This window comes from Bacillus sp. EB01 (assembly GCF_000613125.1).
Classification (GTDB): Bacteria; Bacillota; Bacilli; order Bacillales; family Cytobacillaceae; genus Bacillus_D.
The window spans coordinates 4408317-4429401 of the sequence record NZ_HG964497.1 but is presented as its reverse complement, the minus strand read 5'-3'; the positions used below and the strand labels follow the sequence as shown (position 1 = coordinate 4429401).

The 21085-nt window shown below is 44.4% G+C and carries 23 protein-coding genes; 4 read left to right on the top strand and 19 right to left on the bottom strand.

Going from position 1 to position 21085, the window contains the following annotated elements:
• Positions 1 to 216 precede the first annotated feature (216 nt).
• The gene (locus TY16_RS20725) at positions 217 to 456 is read left to right on the top strand and encodes a hypothetical protein (protein ID WP_043933675.1); all 240 of its coding nucleotides are present in this window, start codon (positions 217 to 219) and stop codon (positions 454 to 456) included.
• 179 nt (positions 457 to 635) lie between these two features.
• Here TY16_RS20725 and TY16_RS20720 read toward each other — a convergent pair whose 3' ends face one another.
• The 16 genes from TY16_RS20720 to TY16_RS20645 form a co-directional block, all read right to left on the bottom strand.
• Positions 636 to 1229: a lysophospholipid acyltransferase family protein gene (locus TY16_RS20720; RefSeq protein ID WP_231505656.1), complete on the bottom strand. Its 594-nt coding sequence runs from the start codon at positions 1227 to 1229 to the stop codon at positions 636 to 638.
• Positions 1226 to 1726, bottom strand: a complete 501-nt coding sequence (locus TY16_RS20715; protein ID WP_043933674.1) for a dihydrofolate reductase — start codon at positions 1724 to 1726, stop codon at positions 1226 to 1228. Before TY16_RS20715 ends, TY16_RS20720 begins: the two co-directional genes overlap by 4 nt.
• Complete coding sequence (locus TY16_RS20710; protein WP_043933673.1) at positions 1723 to 2517, bottom strand: thymidylate synthase; 795 nt, start codon at positions 2515 to 2517, stop codon at positions 1723 to 1725. The genes TY16_RS20715 and TY16_RS20710 overlap by 4 nt, the downstream gene beginning before the upstream one ends.
• Positions 2518 to 2584: 67 nt before the next feature.
• Positions 2585 to 3286, bottom strand: a complete 702-nt coding sequence (locus TY16_RS20705; RefSeq protein WP_043933672.1) for an anthrax toxin lethal factor-related metalloendopeptidase — start codon at positions 3284 to 3286, stop codon at positions 2585 to 2587.
• A gap of 224 nt (positions 3287 to 3510) precedes the next feature.
• Positions 3511 to 4098 (bottom strand): YpjP family protein, encoded by a 588-nt coding sequence (locus TY16_RS20700; RefSeq protein ID WP_155922292.1) that lies wholly within the window; start codon positions 4096 to 4098, stop codon positions 3511 to 3513.
• A 221-nt stretch (positions 4099 to 4319) separates the two neighbouring features.
• A complete protein-coding gene (locus TY16_RS20695) occupies positions 4320 to 5096 on the bottom strand; it encodes a class I SAM-dependent methyltransferase (RefSeq protein WP_043933671.1) in 777 nt (258 codons plus the stop codon).
• A gap of 83 nt (positions 5097 to 5179) precedes the next feature.
• Positions 5180 to 5614, bottom strand: coding sequence for a BrxA/BrxB family bacilliredoxin (locus TY16_RS20690; protein WP_043933670.1), 435 nt, complete (start codon positions 5612 to 5614; stop codon positions 5180 to 5182).
• Between the two features lie 454 nt (positions 5615 to 6068).
• Positions 6069 to 7202: a conserved virulence factor C family protein gene (locus TY16_RS20685; protein ID WP_043933669.1), complete on the bottom strand. Its 1134-nt coding sequence runs from the start codon at positions 7200 to 7202 to the stop codon at positions 6069 to 6071.
• Positions 7203 to 7392: 190 nt separating this feature from the next.
• Positions 7393 to 9273: an ABC-F family ATP-binding cassette domain-containing protein gene (locus TY16_RS20680; RefSeq protein ID WP_043933668.1), complete on the bottom strand. Its 1881-nt coding sequence runs from the start codon at positions 9271 to 9273 to the stop codon at positions 7393 to 7395.
• Positions 9270 to 9905: an HD domain-containing protein gene (locus TY16_RS20675; RefSeq protein ID WP_043934886.1), complete on the bottom strand. Its 636-nt coding sequence runs from the start codon at positions 9903 to 9905 to the stop codon at positions 9270 to 9272. The genes TY16_RS20680 and TY16_RS20675 overlap by 4 nt, the downstream gene beginning before the upstream one ends.
• A gap of 316 nt (positions 9906 to 10221) precedes the next feature.
• On the bottom strand, positions 10222 to 11070 hold the full coding sequence (locus TY16_RS20670) for a DegV family protein (protein ID WP_043933667.1): 849 nt from the start codon (positions 11068 to 11070) through the stop codon (positions 10222 to 10224).
• Between the two features lie 70 nt (positions 11071 to 11140).
• Positions 11141 to 11623, bottom strand: coding sequence for a glutathione peroxidase (locus tag TY16_RS20665; protein WP_043933666.1), 483 nt, complete (start codon positions 11621 to 11623; stop codon positions 11141 to 11143).
• Positions 11624 to 11917: 294 nt separating this feature from the next.
• Positions 11918 to 12451, bottom strand: a complete 534-nt coding sequence (locus tag TY16_RS20660) for a hypothetical protein (protein WP_043933665.1) — start codon at positions 12449 to 12451, stop codon at positions 11918 to 11920.
• Positions 12452 to 12525: 74 nt separating this feature from the next.
• On the bottom strand, positions 12526 to 14202 hold the full coding sequence (locus TY16_RS20655) for a formate--tetrahydrofolate ligase (RefSeq protein WP_442853259.1): 1677 nt from the start codon (positions 14200 to 14202) through the stop codon (positions 12526 to 12528).
• Between the two features lie 726 nt (positions 14203 to 14928).
• On the bottom strand, positions 14929 to 17154 hold the full coding sequence (locus tag TY16_RS20650; protein WP_043933664.1) for a type IA DNA topoisomerase: 2226 nt from the start codon (positions 17152 to 17154) through the stop codon (positions 14929 to 14931).
• Between the two features lie 122 nt (positions 17155 to 17276).
• Positions 17277 to 17543, bottom strand: coding sequence for a hypothetical protein (locus tag TY16_RS20645; RefSeq protein ID WP_043933663.1), 267 nt, complete (start codon positions 17541 to 17543; stop codon positions 17277 to 17279).
• A 250-nt stretch (positions 17544 to 17793) separates the two neighbouring features.
• Here TY16_RS20645 and cspD point away from each other — a divergent pair, with 250 nt between their 5' ends.
• Entirely contained in the window at positions 17794 to 17994 is a 201-nt protein-coding gene (gene cspD, locus TY16_RS20640; RefSeq protein WP_043933662.1) for a cold-shock protein CspD, read from the top strand.
• Positions 17995 to 18148: 154 nt separating this feature from the next.
• Here the strand turns inward: cspD and TY16_RS20635 are convergent, their stop codons facing one another.
• Together TY16_RS20635 and TY16_RS20630 are read right to left on the bottom strand one after the other, a co-directional pair.
• Positions 18149 to 18346, bottom strand: a complete 198-nt coding sequence (locus TY16_RS20635; RefSeq protein WP_442853234.1) for a zinc-finger domain-containing protein — start codon at positions 18344 to 18346, stop codon at positions 18149 to 18151.
• 10 nt (positions 18347 to 18356) lie between these two features.
• Positions 18357 to 19013, bottom strand: coding sequence for a reverse transcriptase-like protein (locus TY16_RS20630; RefSeq protein WP_043933661.1), 657 nt, complete (start codon positions 19011 to 19013; stop codon positions 18357 to 18359).
• A gap of 405 nt (positions 19014 to 19418) precedes the next feature.
• On the opposite strand from TY16_RS20630, the gene TY16_RS20625 reads away from it, so the two are divergent.
• Together TY16_RS20625 and TY16_RS20620 are read left to right on the top strand one after the other, a co-directional pair.
• Positions 19419 to 19829 (top strand): reverse transcriptase-like protein, encoded by a 411-nt coding sequence (locus TY16_RS20625; protein ID WP_043933660.1) that lies wholly within the window; start codon positions 19419 to 19421, stop codon positions 19827 to 19829.
• A complete protein-coding gene (locus tag TY16_RS20620; RefSeq protein WP_043933659.1) occupies positions 19829 to 20770 on the top strand; it encodes a DMT family transporter in 942 nt (313 codons plus the stop codon). The genes TY16_RS20625 and TY16_RS20620 overlap by 1 nt, the downstream gene beginning before the upstream one ends.
• Positions 20771 to 20803: 33 nt before the next feature.
• Here the strand turns inward: TY16_RS20620 and TY16_RS20615 are convergent, their stop codons facing one another.
• Complete coding sequence (locus TY16_RS20615; protein ID WP_442853233.1) at positions 20804 to 21085, bottom strand: DUF6123 family protein; 282 nt, start codon at positions 21083 to 21085, stop codon at positions 20804 to 20806.

Here is a 21085-nt window from a genome sequence, read left to right as displayed (position 1 = left end):
TATTTCAAGCTGTGTGATATTTGGCATTTGCAACAGGTTAACTGCTATGTCCTGCCTGTATCAATGTAACAAGAACGAGGCCTTAAGTCAATCGAGGACAAGGGTTACATAAGAAAAAATACCCGGTATTTTTCAAGAAATTGTTCGCACAAATTTGATTTTGCGGCAATTAACTACATATACTATACCAAATAGAATCCGAAGGGAGTGGGATTGATGGAGTTTTTATTGGATAGCTTTGAAGGCGCGTTGCCAGTCGAAGTGACAATTGATGAGGACAACGGCCGCTATATGATTCGAAAAAGCGATACAAGTGGTGTTTTCTTTAACAGCCCTTCGGAATTGATTGAATGGATCCGAACACACTTTCAGGAAGATGAATTTCGGAGTCCTGAAGAATTTAGGAAGATGTTAGGCGCGCTAAGTCACTATGAGCAATTTGGTTATCAAGACTAGAAATCAAAAACATCAGCCATCTTAATTGGCTGATGTTTTTGATTAGGACACCTTTCTGTTATCACCCATGTTAGCAATAATGGTCAGCCGGACTTCTTCTGCGACTTGCTTCAAGTCTTTTTGAAGAAATATCTCCGGCATCAGTGGTTCACCAATTGTAACAATAATTTCAGCGGGCCTTATGAGACGGCATTTTTTTCAAAAACATTCGATGTACCCTGAATCGAGATTGGGATTATTGGAACTTCACCATCTTTCGGGAGACGAAAGCTGCCGGATTTGAACATGCCGACAACACCGCCCTTACTGCGGGTGCCTTCAGGAAAAATCACCAGTGAATGTCCCTTCTTCAGCATTTCAGCTCCTTCACGAAGAGATGCAATAGCCTGACGGCGGTCGCCCCTATCCATGAAAACACAGTTGATTAACTCCATCCACTTTCTCATAATCAGTACCTTTTTCACTTCCACCTTGGAAATGAATCCGAACGGTTTTGATAAATATCCGAGCAGCACCGGCACATCAAAATCGCCTTCATGGTTGGAAATGAACACAACAGCACCTTTAGGTATATTCTCCTCACCAATTACGGTCACCTTTGACCCCGTCAATTTCATGATGTTTCGCGACCAGCGTTTCGGTGTTGCATGTATGATTTTGTCGCGGACTGCCACTGGCAAGGCCAGGTCGAGCTTTTTCAAGCGGCGAAGCTCAATGGTGCTGTATAAGAGATAGCCGCAAATATAGGCAAAACAGATTGCCAGCCTGATCATTGCTTCCCTCCGGATTTCCTTTTGTAAATAAGAAACTCGTAATCATATGGATTCTTCTCGTCTCTGAGTCCTTTTTCTCTTGAATCGAGTTCCCATTCATTCGGGCGGAAAATCGGGAAGTACGTATCCCCTTCAAAATCGGCATGGATCATCGTCAAATAAAGCTTATCAGCATACGGAAACAGTTCTTTGAAAATTTCAGCGCCGCCGATAACGAAAACTTCCTCTTCTTTTGTCCTGCAATAATCAAGGAATTCTTTTACAGAGTATACAACTGTACAGCCTTCAAAGGTGTAGTCCCTGTTTCGGGTAATAATAATATTTTCGCGGCCAGGCAGCGGTTTTCCTATTGATTCGAACGTTTTCCTGCCCATCGCAATCGGGTGCCCCATTGTTGTACGTTTAAAAAATTTTAAATCCTCAGGTAAATGCCATGGCAGCTTGTTATCCCTGCCAATCACCCTGTTTTCATCCATGGCCCACATAAACGAAATCATACAGAGACAACCCCTTTGATGTGTGGATGAGGATCATAGCCATCAATAGTAAAGTCCTCATATTTAAATGAAAAAATATCCTTTACGTCCGGATTAATGTTCATTTTCGGAAGCTGTCTTGGTTCGCGGCTCAGCTGCTCCTTCACCTGCTCGATATGATTGTTATAAATATGTACATCGCCAAATGTGTGCACGAATTCACCTGGTTCAAGGTCGCATACCTGTGCAATCATCATGGTCAACAGCGCATATGAAGCAATGTTGAACGGAACACCGAGGAAAAGGTCAGCAGAGCGCTGGTACAGCTGGCATGAAAGCTTTCCGTCAGCCACATAAAATTGAAACAGGCAATGACACGGAGCAAGCGCCATTTTATCAATTTCGGCCACATTCCAGGCATTCACAATCAGCCTGCGTGAATTGGGATTTGTCTTTATTTGCTCTATCAAGTCACTGATCTGGTCAACTGTTGTCCCGTCAGCACCTTCCCAGGAACGCCACTGCTTTCCGTATACCGGGCCAAGATTTCCTTCTTCATCTGCCCATTCATTCCAAATCCGCACACCATTTTCCTGCAAATAACGGACGTTCGTATCACCATTCAAAAACCAGAGCAATTCATGAATGATTGATCTCATATGCAGCTTTTTTGTAGTAATAAGCGGGAAGCCCTCCTGCAGGTTGAACCGCATCTGGTAGCCAAATGTCGAAACCGTGCCTGTCCCTGTCCTGTCGCCTTTCTCTGTCCCGTTTTCAAGAACATGGCGGCATAGATCCAAATATTGTTTCATCTAAGAGACCCTCCCTTGTTTTTACTTTTCATTCTATCAAAAAAGCAAAGGCCTTGAAACAAATATGTTAGTCAAGGCCTTGAATCAATTTATATGTGAGAGGAGCAGTTTTTTCTAAAAATTGATTACTCTCTTCTGATAAGTAATAAAGCGCGAATGCTTCTGCGAAATATTCCTCTGGATAGTTGTTAAAATATTTCAGTCCCGGAAAAAGCTTAGTGCGTTCCTTTTCCCACACTTTGATAAAAGCTTTTTGTTCAGATAGACCATCATATACAAGATTATCAATTGAATGAGCAAGCTCGTGAAGCTCCAAATTAATAGAGCCATGACCTTTTCCTTTCTCGCTTGCCCCGATTTTTACAAGAACAACCTCCGAGCCGCCAATACCAGGCACTGCATCCCAGGTCGCTCCATTCGTATAACCCCGGGGCGTCTCCCCTTTCAAATGGCTTGCTGTCGGATTATCTGTCAGTCTGCCCTCAAAGAGCCGGACGACAATGCCTTCCTGGTTTATTTTTGTAAGGAGCGAGTCTGGAAGCTTTGCAAGCCGTTGGATAATTGCCGCGGCCTCGAAAGTGTCGAACGTTTCCTCGGGTAAAAGGACTGTCCCTGACAGGTTTCCCCAATCAATGTATTGCAATTGCTGGCCGAGTGGCGTATCGCCATTGAAATTGGCAAGCGCCACACCACCAGGAGCAGCTTTTGAAGTAGAGATAAGGAAGAAGAACAGCACCGCCGGAACCACTATTAAAAAAAGCTTTTTCATTCTCATTTCCCCAGTACGCGATTTTTATAGTCTACCAGAATTATACCATCTATATAGTGGAAACAGGCTGTGGGTTTGATGGAAATTGTGGCTAAACACGAACAAAAGCGCATTGGTCTTACTACAGAATTTAGTTGCCCAAAAATTAATTCGGCAATCTTCCTTGAACAACGAAAAACCCGGCGTTTTGGCCGGGTTGTTTTAGCAATGAAGTTAGTAATCTATTAAGCCATCCATTTCGGAGGAGTATTCTTGTCCCAGTAAATGCTGCCAAGCTCATGATGTTCCTGGAAGCTGTCATGGGCAGTATGATAGTGGAAATTGAACCAGTATCCTGCCTGTGGCGGGTTGTCCCGTCTGACATGGAAGCGGATGACATCTTTTCCTGTCCGTACGTCCTTGATATGGAAGATTTTTTCCGAGAGCCCTGCACCAGGTTGTTCGGAAATTGCCAGTCCAGTCAGGTCCTCCTCAGGGAACTGGGCAGCTGTTTTGGAAATAGCTTGTTCTATATTAGGAAGGATGATTTCCTTAAATTCATTCTCAATCACTGGCTTTATCCTAGTCCCGAATTTTTCATATGAGCGGGTCTCCGCCAGCTTTACCATATCCTCAATAAATTGATCACGGGTAATGGAGGGGGTTTGTTGAAACTGGGTTGGTATGCTTGGGCCAAATTCAGCAGAACCTCGGCCTGGTGATTTGGTATCGGCATTGACCTGATCAAGAAAGTTCATCTGGGCTGGTGTAATAAGTCCAAATGTAAGGATCGATACCATGACCATCAATGATTTCCGAATCCACGTTTTCAAATGCCTATCCCCCCTTCATTTATGTATAAGCCTATTATACTTCTTTTTTTAATGAGTTTTAAAGTTTTTTATATGGATATTATAAATATAATGAAAATTTTTTCTTTAGGGGTGGGAAGTATGGAATGGGTGATTATGACTGGCGGCTTGATGATGCTTGGCTATTTTATATATTGTTCGATTTTCGATTAGGAAACACACAGCCGGACATGAGCCGGCTGTTATTTTTTTTCTAGGTATCCGTAATGGAATTTGGCCGCTTTCCTGATTGCCCGCCTGAAGCCGAACTCGTCAAATCTTGTGCTTTTGAAATGATCCTTGAGGACGACCCGGTTGCGAGACACTCGCAGCGACTCTATTATTTCCTCTTCACCAAGCCCTTCGTACAAGGCAAATTGGCGGAGCGACTTGATTCCCTCCGATTCGTCGATGCTTTCTTCAAACATCGGATCCCAGTACACACAGTCAACCGAATTGTCGGGCAGGCTTTTCAAAAAGGATAAAGAACTGGAATTTACAACCTGAACACGGCTCATTGCTTCATCAAGTGGAGCAACGCCTGTCGCCCAGCTGAGAAGCCCTTTTTTTACGAGATAAGCGACATATTGATTCCCTTCAATCCCTGTCACCATACCTTCTTTTCCGGTGACAAAACTTGCGACTATGGAATCTGAGGCGAGCCCAAGTGTACAGTCCAGGAATGAGTGGCCTCTTTCAAGGCCAGCAGCTTCGATTAAAGGGTCACTTCCCCCTTCAATCAGCCGCTTGACTCGGAACATCGCGGAAGACGGGTGAAAGAAAAAAGGTGTATCTTCTCTAAAGCTGTAAAGCTTGATGCTATCGTTGCCCGCGACAATGCAACCCGTACCCCTTTCCTCCTGCATGCGCGATATCGACTTTTTCCCGCGCGGAAGGAAAGGAATATCAAGGTCCATTGCAACTTCCTTAGCCTTATTTAACATTGTTTCAGTTACTCGGTACGCTGTGGTTACAAACATAATGAATCTCCTAATAGAAACAGCCTCGCCAATTGGAGAGGTCAGAATTTTTAGCTAAAAAAAGGACGCCATTCGGCATCCTTTTAGAAATTGTTTTTAATTCCTGTGGTAAGGTTTTCCATGACACCTTCCATTGTGTTTCCTTCAATATCATGGCGCGGAATGAAGTGGACAACCTGGCCGTCCTTCAAGAGTGCAACAGATGGCGAGGATGGCGGGATATCCCCGAAGTACTCGCGCATTTTTGCGGTTGCTTCTTTATCCTGGCCTGCAAAAACTGTAACCAGATGGTCTGGCTGTTTTTCAGTGTTCATGACTGTCTGTGTAATCGCTGGGCGCGCAAGGCCTGCTGCACAGCCGCAAACTGAGTTGATCACAACAACAGCTGTCCCTTTTGCTTCACCCATGAAAGCATTGACGTCTTCAGGAGTTGTTAATTCTTTAAAGCCTGCATTTGTTAATTCCTCACGCATTGGCTTTACCATTTGCTTCATATATTCTTCATATGCCATTGACATAAGATAGATCCCTCCGTTTCTGGTATTAGCATACTATAAATAGTTTCCATATTCCATTATACAAAACCAATATTTTTGTAAAAATGTATTTTAACAGGCACACTTCTTCTTGTTTGAATTCGAGGAAAAGTTTCCGGATTTTTAAATCAGTTTTCGAGGACATTTTACATGTTCTTTTCAGTCAAATTGTCCTCGAAACTTGGTTTGGTGGACATTTTGGCTGTCAGTGCCCCTCAAATTGTCCTTGAAACTCGATTTGCTGGACATTTTAAAGGTTCATGGCAGGCAAAATGTACTTGAAACTTAGTTTGCTGGACATTTTATATGTCCGTGAAAGTCAAAATGTACTTGAAGCTTGCTTACCTGGAGGTTTCGTGTCACGAGCCCTTCGCTCATCTTTAGGAAACGATCTTTCCCCAAAGATAAATCCAGGAAAGCTTCTCCAACAACCTTATTATAGATTTGCCTTCCTTGCTTCGGTCATCTGCTTCCACACCGAGCCTTTCGCTTCTTCGCCGCCTTCAATTCTGGCAATTGCCATTTTCGCTTGCAGAGCGACTTCAAATTCAGAATCATCGGCAGCCTCCTTCAGTGCTGGAAGTGCTGATTCATCTCCTTCTTCAAAAAGGAACATTGCTGCACGCCAGCGGACAAGCTTGCTTGGATCCTTCAACGCAAGGGCCATTTCTGGGCCAGCCTCGCTAAAACCAAGGTCGGACAGGCAGTCACCAGCTGTTCTCCGGACAGTAACGTTTTTGTCCTTTAATGCTTTATATAGAAGCGGCAATACTGCCTTATCCTTTATCATTCCAAGATAGACAGTGGCAAGCCTTCGGATGGAAGGCTTCTCATCCTGGAGTGCCTTCTCAAGCATCGGCAGATCTTCAATCTCTGGATCCGGAATTTGCTCCAGCTTCTGATACCTGATTTGCCATTCAGAATCATTCAGGTCTTCCGCAGTTATCCGGTGCCTTTCACGGGTTGGCTTAATTGGGGCAGACGGGCCTGCAGCCTTTGCGGCGTTTACAATGTCATCCAGCCGTGATTGTGGATAAGATGCAATCAGTTCCTCAATAACATCATGGCCTATTTGGTCAAACTCGCCATAACGTATCCCAAAGTCCTGCCATTTTCTTAGCAATATGTAGTTATCACCCTCAAGCTGGGCTTGCTCGCGTGCTTCAAGAAAGTACTCAGGCATGCCATAGCGTTTTTCTTCATTCCCGTCCAAAAGCTTTACTTGAAGCGGAATGTCTTTAAACATCTGGACCTGAACCTGGATCTCCCCAAAGCGTGAAATCTCCGCCTGGGCTTGTTCGCCAGTTGCCGCCTCGTCACCGAAAGCCTCCCTGACTTTTGCAAGCAGCTCTTTCCAATCGTATTTAGCATTCCGCTCAACCGCAATGAAGTCCGCTACGTGGTAAACGCCTTTAATCCCTTCAATTTCGAGAATGTTGCGGATAACAGCAGGAGCGCCTTCTGCCTTATCTCTTTTATAATTATGGCTCTTGCCCATTGGAAGTTCCTGGTCAAGATTAATCTTCATTGTATTCGGGCTTGGAGTCGGTTCTATCGACTTTATTTTCACAGGGTATCACCTCATTTTTAACTTTATCACAAACAGAATGGTAACTTCCAATATGCGGAACTGACAGCGGGGTGGCTTTCAGATGCTACATGCACAAATTATAGTAAATAGCACCCTGCACTGGGCAGGATGCCATAAAAACCGCGCGGACCATGTTACTATCTATATGATAGCAAATGCTAGCAATCCGCTACCCTTCAGCAATCTCGGATAAATACGACCATCTTTCTATTAATCGCTCAAGTTCTTCGTTTATTTCGGTTTCTTCTTCCATCAACTTATTTGCCTGTTCAAAATTGCTGCCTGTATTGGCAAGCTCTTTAGCTATTTGCTCAAGCCTTTCTTCAGCTGCAGCAATATTGTCATCGATGCTTTCCCATTCCTTTTGTTCCTGATAGGTCATTCTTTTCTTTTTCTCTTTGACCCTCTGGTTAGGGGCAGGTGCTGGCTTGGAAGCTGATGATGCGCTTTGGTCATCCTGCTGTTCCATATACCCGGAATAATTGCCATAGTATGTCCCTATCGTTCCGTTGCCTTTTAAAATCAGGAGCTGCTCTGCTATTTTATCAAGGAAATACCGGTCATGAGATACCGTGATAACAACACCGGGGAATTCCTCAAGATAATCCTCAAGGACAGTCAGAGTCTGGGTATCGAGGTCATTGGTCGGCTCGTCCAATAACAGGACGTTTGGAGCTTCCATTAAAATTTTCAAAAGGTAAAGCCTGCGCTTTTCCCCACCGGATAGTTTCCTGATCGGCGTTCCATGGGATGAAGGCGGGAAGAGGAAGCGCTCAAGCATTTGCGACGCGGAAATGGTTTTTCCGTCCGTTGTATTGATGACCTGGGCGGTTTCCTTAATGTATTCAATCATCCTCAGGCTTTCATCCATATCTTCGTTTTCCTGTGTATAATATCCAATTTTTACGGTTTGGCCCATTTCATATTCTCCGCTATCGAGCGGTATTCTTTTTGCGAGAATATTGAGCAGCGTCGATTTGCCAGTCCCGTTTTTGCCAATGATGCCAATCCTATCGCCTGGTTTAACAAGCAAATTGAATTGATTAAGAATAACAGTTCCATCAAAGGATTTGTTCGCATCTTTAAGCTCGAAGACCTGTTTGCCCAGCCTGCTTCCAGCCAGGGAGATATCGACTTTGTCAGCGGTCCTTCCACCAGAGATCTGTTCCTCAAGCTTATCAAACCTATCAATTCTTGCCTTTTGCTTGGTGGACCGGGCCTGCGCTCCCCTGCGGATCCACTCGAGCTCGCGTCTGAACAGGTTGTTTCTTTTCTCAAGGGTGGCAGCTTCATTTTCTTCACGAATTGCTTTCGCCTCGAGGAAGCTTGCGTAGTTTCCTTTATAGGTGTAAATATTGCCTCCATCCAGCTCCATAATCCGATTTGTAACCCGGTCAAGGAAATAACGGTCATGGGTAACAAGGAGGACGGAACCGCTGTAGTTCTTCAAATACTCCTCGAGCCATTTGACTGAATCGAAGTCAAGATGGTTGGTAGGCTCATCAAGAATCAGTAAATCAGGGGCTTCAATCAGGACACTGGCAAGGGCAACCCGTTTTTTCTGGCCGCCTGACAGTTCTCGGGTTATTCTTTGAAAACCGTCAATTCCCAGCTTTGTTAAAATTGTTTTTGCATTCGTGCTCGCATCCCAGCCATTTAAAGCATCCATTTCTTTCTGCAAGGAAAAAAGCTGTTCTTGAACCTCCTTGCTTCCTGGTGATACCTCAAGCTCCGCAAGACATTGTTCATACTTGCGCATTACCTTTACGACCGGAGCGTCACCATGGAAAACCTGCTCTAGGACAGTTAATTCAGGATTAAGATCTGGCTGCTGGTCCAGATAACCGATTCTGTAGTCTTTTGCAGCCGAAATTTCACCATTATCCGAATCATCGACCCCGGCAATGATTTTGAGGAGCGATGATTTCCCTGTACCATTCACACCAATCAAGCCTATCTTTTCTTTTTCAGTAATAGTAAAAGAGATAGTATTAAAAAGTTTTTTCTCGCCGTATGTTTTTGATAGATTTTCAACAGTGAGCATTTTCATAGTTTGGATTCCCACTCCCTGTAAAATTGCTTGAGAAACTCTTCCATTGCATTTTGGCGGCTTACAGCCATCCTTTTCGCGGTACCTGTGTTAAGTAGACTTTCTAGTTTCAACAGCTTCTCGTAAAAATGGTTAATCGTTGATGACTTTCCGCTCCGATATTCCTCTAGCGACATTTCTTCACGGACTTGGAGATCCGGATCGTAAATTGGCTGGCCCTTTTTTCCTCCATAGGCAAAAGTACGGGCAATACCAATCGCACCGATGGCATCAAGCCGATCTGCGTCCTGGACAATGCGGGCTTCAAGAGATGGCAGAGGAACACCCATCCCGCCTTTATATGAAATCGAATAAACAATATCGTTGATTTTATGCATTTCAGTTTCTGACATCCCGATTTTATGAAAGAAAGCATCAAGTTTTTCTTTTCCCGCTTCTGCAGAAGGGTTCAATTTTTCATCCGGAATATCATGCAGCAAGGCTGCCATTTCAATTATCGCTGTATCGGTAATGCCCTCTTCCCTGGCAATTAGCAGGGCGTTGTTCCTGACTCGGTTAACGTGGTGCCAGTCATGGCCTGTCGCGTCCTCGCCCATTTCGGTTTTCACGAATTCTTCTATCTTTGCAATCATATGTTCCAAAAGGTGCACTTCCTTTCATCCTGCTATTTTACCACGAAGCAGGCAAGCCTTAAAGACAAAAGCGCAAGCGGCTTGGTCATCGCCGTACAAAATGGAGGGCCTCGAAGGAGATAAAGGAAACACGATGAGCACATGCGAATCGATGTTGACTTATCGTAACGAGGGGACCGAAGTACACTTGGCGCTAGGCGCTGAAGCTAGACGTAGACACACTCAATAAAAAGTTATACTATTGGCGAAATTTGTTCTTTTCTTAAACAAGAAAAAAGTGCCGGTGCGGCACTTTTTCCGAAACAGTGGTTATCGTTTACCCAATATTATGATACCAGCTGATGCCAAGCGTGTTTTCGCCAGCATGGACGCCAATGACTGCTCCAAGTGGACAGCGTTTGAATTTAATCTCAGGGAATTGCGGCTCCAGTTCCTTTTGCCATTGCAGCGCGGAATCCTCATGAAGGCCATAAAGTAAATAGACTTCACTAAAACCATGCTTCTCATAGGCAGACCGCAAATAGCTTTCAATTTTATCCTTAGCTTTCCTGCTGCTTCTGGCTTTTTCCTTTACTTCCAGCTTGCCGTCCTCAATCGATATGATCGGTGTGATGCTAAGCATGCTGCCGAGGAAAAATTGGACCCCGCCCATTCTCCCGCTTCTATGCAGCTGTTCCAGGCTGCCAATCAGCACATATGTCTCATTCTCGTCCCGGTGCTTTTCAAGTTCTTGCTTAATAGCCGCTGAATCCTTCCCTTCCTTCGCTAGCTCAATTCCCTTTTTTAGAAGAGCGGATAATGGGAAGGCAAGAATTTTCGAATCAATTGTTGTAACAGGGATATCAACAAGCTGCGCCGCCTGCTCGCTCGAAGAAACTGTTCCGCTTAGCTTTGACGAAAGCAGGACCGCAATGATTTCGTCATAGTTTTCCGCCAGCTTTTCGAACAAATCCTTGAAGGCACCAACTGATGGCTGTGAAGTCTTCGGAGGCGTTTTTAACTCGCGCAGTTTGGCAAAAAGCTCCGCTGCGGTTAAATCAATGCCGTCCGCATATTCCTCTCCGTCCATGATCACGGTCAATGGAATAGAATACAGGTCCGGATTGCCGCGCAGTTCCTCATCGAGGAAGGCAGTGCTATCCGTAACCCAGGCCGTCTTTTTCAAAAAAAGTCCCCCTTGTCCCTAAAATATTCGTATTTAGTCTTAATATAATGGACGATGCAGAAAAATAGTCCTATTTTGATAGCAGCTTCTCAATATCCTTCTTTATATCTCCTGGTTTTATCGTGGAGGCATACCTTGCTACCGGCTTTCCATCCCGGTCCACAAGGAATTTTGTGAAATTCCATTTGATGCTTTTGCTCCCGAGGATACCCGGAGCCTCTTTTGACAAGTACTCAAAAAGCGGATGCGCATCATCACCCTTGACATCCACCTTGGCAAACATCGGGAAGGTCACACCGTAATTCAGGCTGCAAAACGATTCAATCTGCTCTTCGGTCCCGGGTTCCTGGCCGCCAAACTGGTTGCTTGGAAAGCCTAAAACAGCCAGGCCCTTATCCTTATATTCAGTATAAAGCTCCTGAAGGCCGTCATATTGAGGAGTAAATCCACACTTGCTAGCCGTATTGACAATGAGCAGAACCTTTCCTTCGTAATCACTCAGGGAAACTTCCTCGCCTTTGATTGTCCTAGCTTTAAATTCATATACTGACATAGGTCCCTCCACTATTCGTTATAGTTTCACCATTCACCATTTATTTAATTTATATTGCTTGGGTTCGTTCTGTTAAACTGAAGTTTTTCTGTAATTTCCGCTCCAGGCACTTCGCTTTCCTCGGGCGGCCTGGGAGCCTCCTCGTCGCTTTGCTCCTGCGGGGTCTCCCACTGACCTTTTCTCCCGAAGGAGTCTTCGTGCCTTCCGCTTCAATTAATAAAACGCCTATGCTTTAAATTTTTAAGTTTACTTGCATGGTCAACTTAAGTAAGAGTGGAAACTTATAGAAGGAATCTACTCTATGCTTTCCAGGTATGTTTGGAGGCGGCCGAGTGTTTCTGAGGTATATGCGATAATCTCGGGAAGGTCCTCCATTTGTCCTTCTGTTATAAGCCTATTAAACTCAACGCTAATGCAATTATGTATATAGTCTTCGCTTGAAAAAGGATCAAAGGAAGCTTTCTGGACAATCGTACGCTCCACCCCCCATAAAGATTCCATAAGGGATTGAATATCCTCGTAGACATCTGTGTCATCTGGATGTTTGGTGCGGAATTGCAGCACAAGTTCGCTTCCGGATTTGCCCTTAGTTGACTCGCCAGGCAATAGTTCGGCGGCGAGATTGATAAGCCCCGCATGAAGTGATACTTCCGCTTCTATGTCCGGGATACCATCCTGCATGAAGATGATGGAAAACTCCCTCGACAGCGTGGCAAGGTCAACGATATCCCTGCGTCCGCTAATGATAATCTTCCCTGCTATATCCATATCGTATAGGGACCCTTCAACTATTACCTTCATATTATCAAATGCCGTTGGATCGAACAATTTTTGACCTCCATCATTAAAATTATATTGAAAAGAGGCTCCGATAAAGAGCCTCTCGCATATTCCTATTTTCCCTAGAAAAGCCCGACCGCGTTCCCGTTATCATCAACATCCATATTCATCGCGGCAGGACGTTTTGGTAGGCCTGGCATTGTCATAACTTCTCCGGTCAGAGCGACCAAAAACCCTGCGCCAATCGACGGCTTAAATTCGCGGACAGTTACCGTGAATCCTGTTGGTTTTCCAAGCAGGGATGGGTTATCTGATAAAGAGTACTGTGTTTTTGCCATACAGATCGGCAGATTCGACCAGCCGTATCTGTCATATTCCTCAAGCTGTTTTTTTGCTTTTGCCGAAAACTCGACATCAAGGCCGCCATACACTTTTTGGACGATGGTCCGTACCTTTACATCAATTGGATCGGCAAGGTCATAAAGCGGATGGAAAGTGTTAGGTGTTTCCTCAATTGCCTTCAACACTTTTTCAGCGAGGTCAATACCGCCTTCTCCGCCTTTTTCCCATACTTCGGTCAACGCAACAGGAATTTGTTCCGCCTCACACCACTCGATCAACGTTTTAACTTCTTCAGCACTATCGGTTACAAATTTGTTAACCGCAACTACTGCTGGCAAACCGAATTCCCTGATTGTTTCAATATGTTTTTTCAAGTTGTCAAAGCCGAGAGTCAGAGCCGGGATATTTTCAGTTGAAAGTTCATTTTTAGGTACCCCGCCATGCATCTTCAGCGCGCGGATCGTTGCAACAATGACAACCGCTTCCGGATTGATTTGAGCACTGCGCGATTTAATATGCAAAAACTTTTCCGCTCCAAGGTCTGCCCCAAATCCAGCCTCTGTTATCACATAATCAGCCAGTTTCGCCGCAGTCGTCGTCGCAATGACAGAGTTACATCCATGTGCGATATTAGCGAATGGACCCCCATGCACCATCGCAGGTGTATGCTCGATCGTCTGGACTATATTTGGCTTAACCGCATCCTTAAGCAGCAAGGTTAGTGCGCCTTCAACACCAAGGTCGCCCGCAGTGACAGGCTCCTTTTGGTCATTATAGGCGACGACCATCCGGGCAAGCCTTCGTTTTAAATCCTCCAAATCAGTAGCAAGGCAAAGGACTGCCATAATTTCGGATGCTACCGTAATATCAAAACCATCCTCACGCGGAACACCCTGGATTGGTCCGCCAAGGCCGATAATTACTTTCCGGAGTGCCCTGTCATTCAGGTCGACGGCACGTTTCCAGACAATCCGCCTGGAATCAATGCGAAGTTCATTTCCTTGCTGCATGTGGTTATCAATTAAAGCAGCCAATGCATTGTTTGCTGTGGTAATCGCATGGAGGTCGCCAGTAAAATGAAGGTTAATATCCTCCATCGGCAGCACCTGGGAGTAACCGCCGCCAGCGGCACCTCCCTTTATGCCCATTGTTGGGCCAAGCGAAGGCTCGCGCATCGCAATCATCGCTTTTTTTCCAATTTTATTAAACGCATCGCCAAGTCCGACTGTAACCGTCGACTTTCCTTCTCCCGCCGGAGTTGGATTAATAGCAGTTACAAGAATAATTTTACCGCTAGGCCGGGTCTGCAATTTTTTAAGTACGTCAGTCGAGAGCTTTGCTTTGTACTTTCCGTATAGCTCCAAATCGTCTTCAGCCAGTCCGAGCGTTGCTGCGATCTCAGTGATTGGCTTCATTTTTGCTTGCTGTGCAATTTCAATGTCGGACTTGTGCTTAATTTTTTCCAAAAGTATCCCCCGCATCCATGACTGAATTAGTGTAAACTTTTCTAACAATTTCTATTGTAACAAATTCTCCGTCTTCTGTGAGTGATTTTTATCCCACTCTTAACGGGCAGTAAGACCACCAACCTTATGATTCAGAGATAAAGAAGAATATATGTAAGGGTCGACTGCCCGTAAAGGTCCGATTGGCTCACCTAACCATCAGCGGGGATGAACACCCCCCACTGATGGAAGGTTCACTTTATCCCACTCTTAATGGGCAGTAAGACCACCAACCTTATGATTCAGAGATAAAGAAGAATATATGTAAGGGTCGACTGCCCGTAAAGGTCCGATTGGCTCACTTAACCATCAGCGGGGATGAACCCCCCACTGATGGAAGGTTCACTTTATCCCACTCTTAATGGGCAGTAAGACCATCACTGATGGACGGATCACTTTACTAGACAAATCTCATCATCCTGACCTCTGTTTCGTCGAGTAAACACACTTTACTAGACGAATCTCACCTTCATAACCTCGGTTGCGTCGAGTAAACACACTTTACTCGACGAATCTCACCTTCATAACCTCAGTTTCGTCGAGTTAACTTACTTTACTAGGCGAATTTCACTCTCATAACCTCAGTTTCGTCGAGTAAAAATACTTTACCAGATGAAATCTAGTACAAACTTTAAAAGAGGCAGGTGCCTTTAGAATTCTACCGGCCCTGCCAAATTATTACACTGTCGGGTTGGAAGTTTTCCGAGTTCTTGCCGAAGCGGCTTTTTTAGCAGGCCCGGTAGTCTTTTCCGGAAACTCCATTTTCCACGAGTAATACCCTTTTTCCTCGTTCTTTTCATAACGGAGGATTGCATCAAACTTCGTGCCTTTCTTGCTCGTTAGTCCCTTGACATTGGCATAACCATTTTTCAGGATGCTTTTCACCATTGTTACGGTAGGCTTCTTTTTTAACGCAGCAAGGAATTTATCGTTTTTCCAGACTACAAACTTGCAGCCGCTCTTCCAGTTGCTGCAGCCGAATCCCTTAAACCCTTCAATAATGCTGCCCTCGCTGCATTCCGGGCATTTGCCAAGAGCTTCCGCAGACTTCCGCTCCCTTTTTACTTCCTGGAGGATTGTGGCCTCGCCGGCCTTAATCTTTTCAACCGATTCAGACGTAAATCCGAAAATCATCGATAAAAATTCATCCTTTGCGACCCTTCGCTTTTCAATATCAGCAAGTGTCTTTTCAAGTCTTCCGGTAAATTCGAGGTCAAACAGCTCGTGGATCGGAAACGTTTCGACCAGCCTTCTGCCAAGCTCGGTACAAATCAAATTCTTGTTCTGAGCTTCGATATAACCAATATCCTTCAGCTTCTTGATTGTTTCCGCCCTTGTCGCCGGCGTACCGATACTGAAGCCTGCGAGGATCGCCTCCATCATTTCGGTGCTATCTTCTTCCTCGTGCCCTTTTCCGCAAGTCTCCATCACCCGGAGCAGCGTTTTCTCGGTATGGTGCTTTGGAGGCTTGGTTTGGTGCGTTGACAAATCGGTTCCGGCAACTGCGACTTTTTCCTGAACCTGCACATTTGGAAGGAGAGTCTCCTTCGAATCAATTTTTTCAACCTTCTTCCAGCCTTCGACAAGCTCAATTCGCCCCTTGGATAAAAATACCCCGGCGAGAGCTGCCTCTGGAATTTCAGTCGTAATCCTTGTTTCCTCATACTCTGCCGCGGGCATAAACTGCATAATGAAACGGTTCTTGATTGCGTTGTAAACAATCGCTTCGTCAGCAGTAAGCGACTTCGGCATCATATAGGTCGGCATGATCGCACTATGGCTTTCAACCCTTGACGAGTCAAATACGCGCTTTGATTTTTTAAAAACAACTTCATCCTTGTATGGGAGGTCCTTTTTTAAATTATCCAGAACCTTTGCTGCCTTGCCCGCAAGTGATTCCTCAAGCACAGAGCTGGCCGTCCTCGGATATGTGATGAACTTTTTCTCATAAAGCGACTGGGCAACCTTCAGCACCTTATCTGCTGTCCAGCCCTTGTATTTGCTCGTAATATATCCCTGCAAGTTGGAAAGATTGAACAGGAATGGAGGCAGCTCCCGCTTTTTCTCCACCTTCTTGTCGGTAACAACTCCATCGTGCCCTTCAAGCTTTGCAACAATTTCCTCTAGCTTGGACTTATCCTTGAACTTTTCCGTCTCTTTCTCGTTATAAGTTCCCTCGTATTCTTCATTCTTTGAAGTCTTGAATAGTGCCGAAAGCTTGAAATATGTTTCCGGGACAAACCTTTCAATTTCAAGGTCCCTGTCATAAATGATTTTCAACGTTGGCAGCAGCACCCGCCCGATATTGAGAGCCTTCCCAGAACCCTTCTGGTACTTTAATGTCGCAGCTGATGTCAGGTTGATGCCAATCGTCCAATCCGCCCACTGGCGGCTCACCCCTGCATCCTGCAGCGGACGTAAATCCGTATTTGGCTTCATTGAAGCAAGGCCATTCAGCACTTCATTCGGTGTCCATTCATTCAGAAGCAGCCGAAAAACAGGCTTCTTCGTTTTACTGTTGTAAATAATACTGTCGCCAATCAACTGGCCTTCCCGGTCGAAGTCGCATGCCGAGACAATTCCGTCAACATCCGCTCGCTTAATCAGGCTATGGATAACCTTTAGCTGCTTTTTCGCGCCAAGGTCCTCCTTATCCCGATTCCTCGGATCGCTCTTCACTTTATATTTAAACTGTTCGGGAATGAAAGGGAAATTATCCATTTTCCACTTTGCCATCTTCGTATCATAATCTTTCGCATCCCAGAGCTGCAGCAGATGCCCGAACGCCCATGTAATAATATAGTCGTCCCCTTCATAATAACCGTCCTGTTTTCCCTTGATTTTCAAGGCATCGGCAATGTTTTTCGCAACCGACGGCTTTTCGGAGATAATTACTTTTTTCACGTTTTACCCACCAATCCAACTAGACAAGATATCTCCATTTTAGCCTAAATTGGATTCTTTTTGTGAAAGAAAACTCAAGTGCTTTTTTTTTCGCAAAAAAAATATGCCTTTCGGCAAAGGGTCTACAGCTCCCTATAATTGAACCATCTATTCTTTGGCACTACTGCCGTCACTGTTAAAACAAGAGATGGCATCCGCTCCACGTCTAGGGCCACCGCCCCCACATTTTCAACAAAAAGCAAGGCGCTGCCATCAGAAGCAATTTCTGAAATCTTTACGTTGCAGCCAGTGAATGCCCTGCAAATTTCCTCTTTCTGGTTCAATGTCAAGTTCAGCTTCGGCCAAAATCTAAGAATTAGTTCCTGGTTTTTTTGTGCGATGCGGTACAATACGCTCACCCTCCCATACTAGAGAGTATGGCCTGTTATAGGCGATTATGAAATATTTTTATAATGTTGGGAAAATTGGATCTATTCCCAGGAAAAGCGCTTACATCCCTTGACTGCCCTGTAGGTATCATGTATAGTTAAATCATCATGATACAGACTAAATCAGGACATACCTGTTACATCTGTTTCATGATAATATTCAACTTGGGCATATTTTATGCTTCGAAGGTTTTAGGAGGAAAAGGTTACTATGCAAAACGGTAAAGTAAAATGGTTCAACAACGAAAAAGGCTACGGTTTCATTGAAGTAGAAGGCGGAGAAGACGTATTCGTTCATTTCTCAGCAATCCAGGGAGACGGTTTCAAATCCCTTGAAGAAGGTCAAGAAGTTTCTTTCGAAATCGTTGAAGGAAACCGTGGACCACAGGCTGCGAACGTAGTAAAACTTTAATTTTCATTGCGTTTACAAAGTCGAATGTTTCAGGCTGGCAGATGCCAGCCTTTTTGTATGGTTAAAATAATTACATTAGTGCCATGAAGCGATAGCTTTATCAGTGAGTGAATTCTAACCAAGCAACTATTCAGCCAAATAAATTAAGGTAAAGTTATTTTCCTGATAACTGGTCTCCAAGCGATTTCAGCTGCTCGCCTACCGTACATTGGCTAATGCAAAATTTATGTGACTTTCTTCTTCCGGAGTCGGCCAGATTCTGCTTTTGCAAAAAACAGCCATCACAGTATTGAACCAGGAGAGAATTGATTTCCCGGAACAACTGCCTCCGTTCAATTGTTCTTTTTTCCATCCCCTACCTCCTACAGCAATTGGGTCTTTGCCATGATTTTTTTTCCTGCCAGCGCCTGGCTTGCAAGCTTATCCGCTTCTTTATTTTCATTACGCGACAGAACCTTGTAAGAAGGTTTAATCCCTAATTCCTCTAATTTCTTTTCAATTCGATCGAGCCATTTGTTCAGTACTTCTTCATAGCATGGCCATTCGCCTTCGAGCTGCTTCAGTACTCCCTGGGAATCGCCGCGGAACTCGCAAGGCATATTGCTGATCCCATACTCCTCGAATAATGAGACAGCAAAGTACATCGCCGCATATTCCGCCTCATTGTTCGTTTCCATCTCGGCGATTTTTTCATTGGCGCGCACCCGGAACTTTTTCTTCCCCTGTTTGAAAAAGACAACAGCTCCAAGCCAGGCCTCATTTGTTTCTTTTTGGAAGCCGCCATCAAAATAAACGACAACATCATGCGGGTCTTCCTCGGTCTCTTCAAGCAATTTCCGCATTTCCTTTAACGTCCAGGTTGTACCTAGTTCATCCTCATACGAAATTTCAACCGCTTTTCCTGTCTTTTCAAGTTCTTCGCCGGTTGAAAGTGCGGTTTCTCCGTCCAGCAAATCTGAGCTGAAATGGACATTGTCACTGCCCTTTATTTTAAAATCCCATTCTAATCTATATTTCATCTGCATAGCCTCCGGTTAATGAGAGTACTCTTATTTTTGCCTATTCCTTAAAAATATGGCGGCCTAAAGAAAAAATGTATTAATTCTTTTCAAAGATACCGTCTTAAGGTGATTATGTCATCTTTATTGGAAACGTTTCGGATTGAATTTTGGTTGAAAATGTTACCAACATCATCTATTGGTAACGTTATACTGTAATTTTTAACATAAAATGTCGCCAATAGCCTTTATTGGGGACGTTTTGATATCGAATGCAGCTTAAAATGTCTTCAATAATTGTCCTTTAAAAATGAAGCGTCATTCAATACGTTTATACACAAATGCAACTTGCTAAACCAATTTACACTAAAATTCTCAGCCTGTTTGTGATAAAATCGCTTTAGCACATTAATGGGGGAATGGAACTTGATAGAAGTATACGTCGATGGGGCCAGCGCAGGCAATCCCGGGCCGAGCGGTGCTGGTATTTTCATCAAGGGGCATGGCGGAGCCGACAGCTTTTCAATTCCGCTCGGTACAATGTCCAATCATGAAGCTGAATACCACGCCTTTATAAAAGCCCTGGAAATTTGCCTTGAAAAAGGATACAAGACAGTTTCCTTCAGAACAGATTCAGAATTAGTTAACCGGGCTGTTGAGAAGGAATTTGCCAAAAATAAGAACTTTGCCCCCCTGCTTGAACAAGCTCTCAAGCTCAGCAGGCAATTTGATTTGTTTTTTATGAAATGGATCCCAAGCAGTGAAAACAAGACTGCCGACGAGCTTGCAAGAATTGCAATTAGAAAGAACATCCCGATTGCAGGGGAGGAAGCCTGATGAACAAACAGCTTCTAGCAGACGGTACCCTAATACTCGTTGCATTTATATGGGGGACCACCTTTGTCCTCGTGCAAAATGCGATTAGTTTTCTCGAGCCTTTTTCTTTTAATGGAGTTAGGTTCATGGCTGCCGCCCTGGTTTTAGGACTCTGGCTTATTTTATTTGAACGGAAACAGCTAAAGCAGCTAAACAAAAACATAATCGTTGCAGGATTTTTACTCGGTGTGTTTTTATTTATCGGCTATGCCGCGCAAACTGCTGGACTGTTATACACAACTTCTTCAAAGGCTGGATTTATTACTGGGCTTAGCGTCGTCCTTGTTCCGATGTTTTCTTTCTTGCTGATGAAACAGCAGCCAAGCCGAAATGCCATTCTCGGTGTCATTATCGCGACTATCGGACTGTTTTTACTGACAATGGGCGGTGTTGCCGGACTGAATAAGGGTGATGCCCTTGTATTTATTTGTGCAATTGGTTTCGCATTGCAAATCATTCTTACTGGTAAGTACAGCAGCAGCTTCCCTTCGCTATTATTAACTGTTATACAAATTGGAACAGTCGGCATTCTTTCAACTGGCTCCGCTTTTATTTTTGAGGATTGGGGAAATGCATTCAAACCGGACATTTTGCTCTCCACGGAAGTATTGGTCGCCCTTATCATTTGTTCTTTATTTGCGACTGCTTTCGCATTCCTGGTTCAGACATCACTTCAGAAGCATACTTCTCCAACAAGGGTAGCATTAATTTTTGCAATGGAGCCAGTTTTTGCTGCAGGCGCCGGATATTTTTGGGCGAATGAGACCCTTACATTGTCTGCACTAATTGGTTGTTTATTGATTTTTGCAGGGATGATTTTCTCAGAACTTCCTTCAAAGGCAGCAAGGCGGCTTGATCAGCAAGCAACTCTTGACTATAGCACCGAAAAGCCGGGCGCGTAAGATGCGTCCGGCTTTTTACAGGTATATGTGTTTTTAAATGGCAAGCAGCTGGTTATCTTTTACAAATTTCAGAGCTGCTTTACGTGTTTTAACTTTATTTGCAACAAGTGTTTCCAGCAGGGAAACATAAAAACTCCCCTCGAAGCTGAATTGGGCCTTCAGCGTGAGTTCAACAGCAGCAATCGCAAGTTCATCGCTCGCATTCGTATAAAGTTTCCCAAAATAAATGAACCCGATTGCGTCTTCCTGAAATTGGAATCCCTTGCTCTGCAAACCTTGCAGAAAACTATCAAGCGTCTGCACGTTCACACCCAT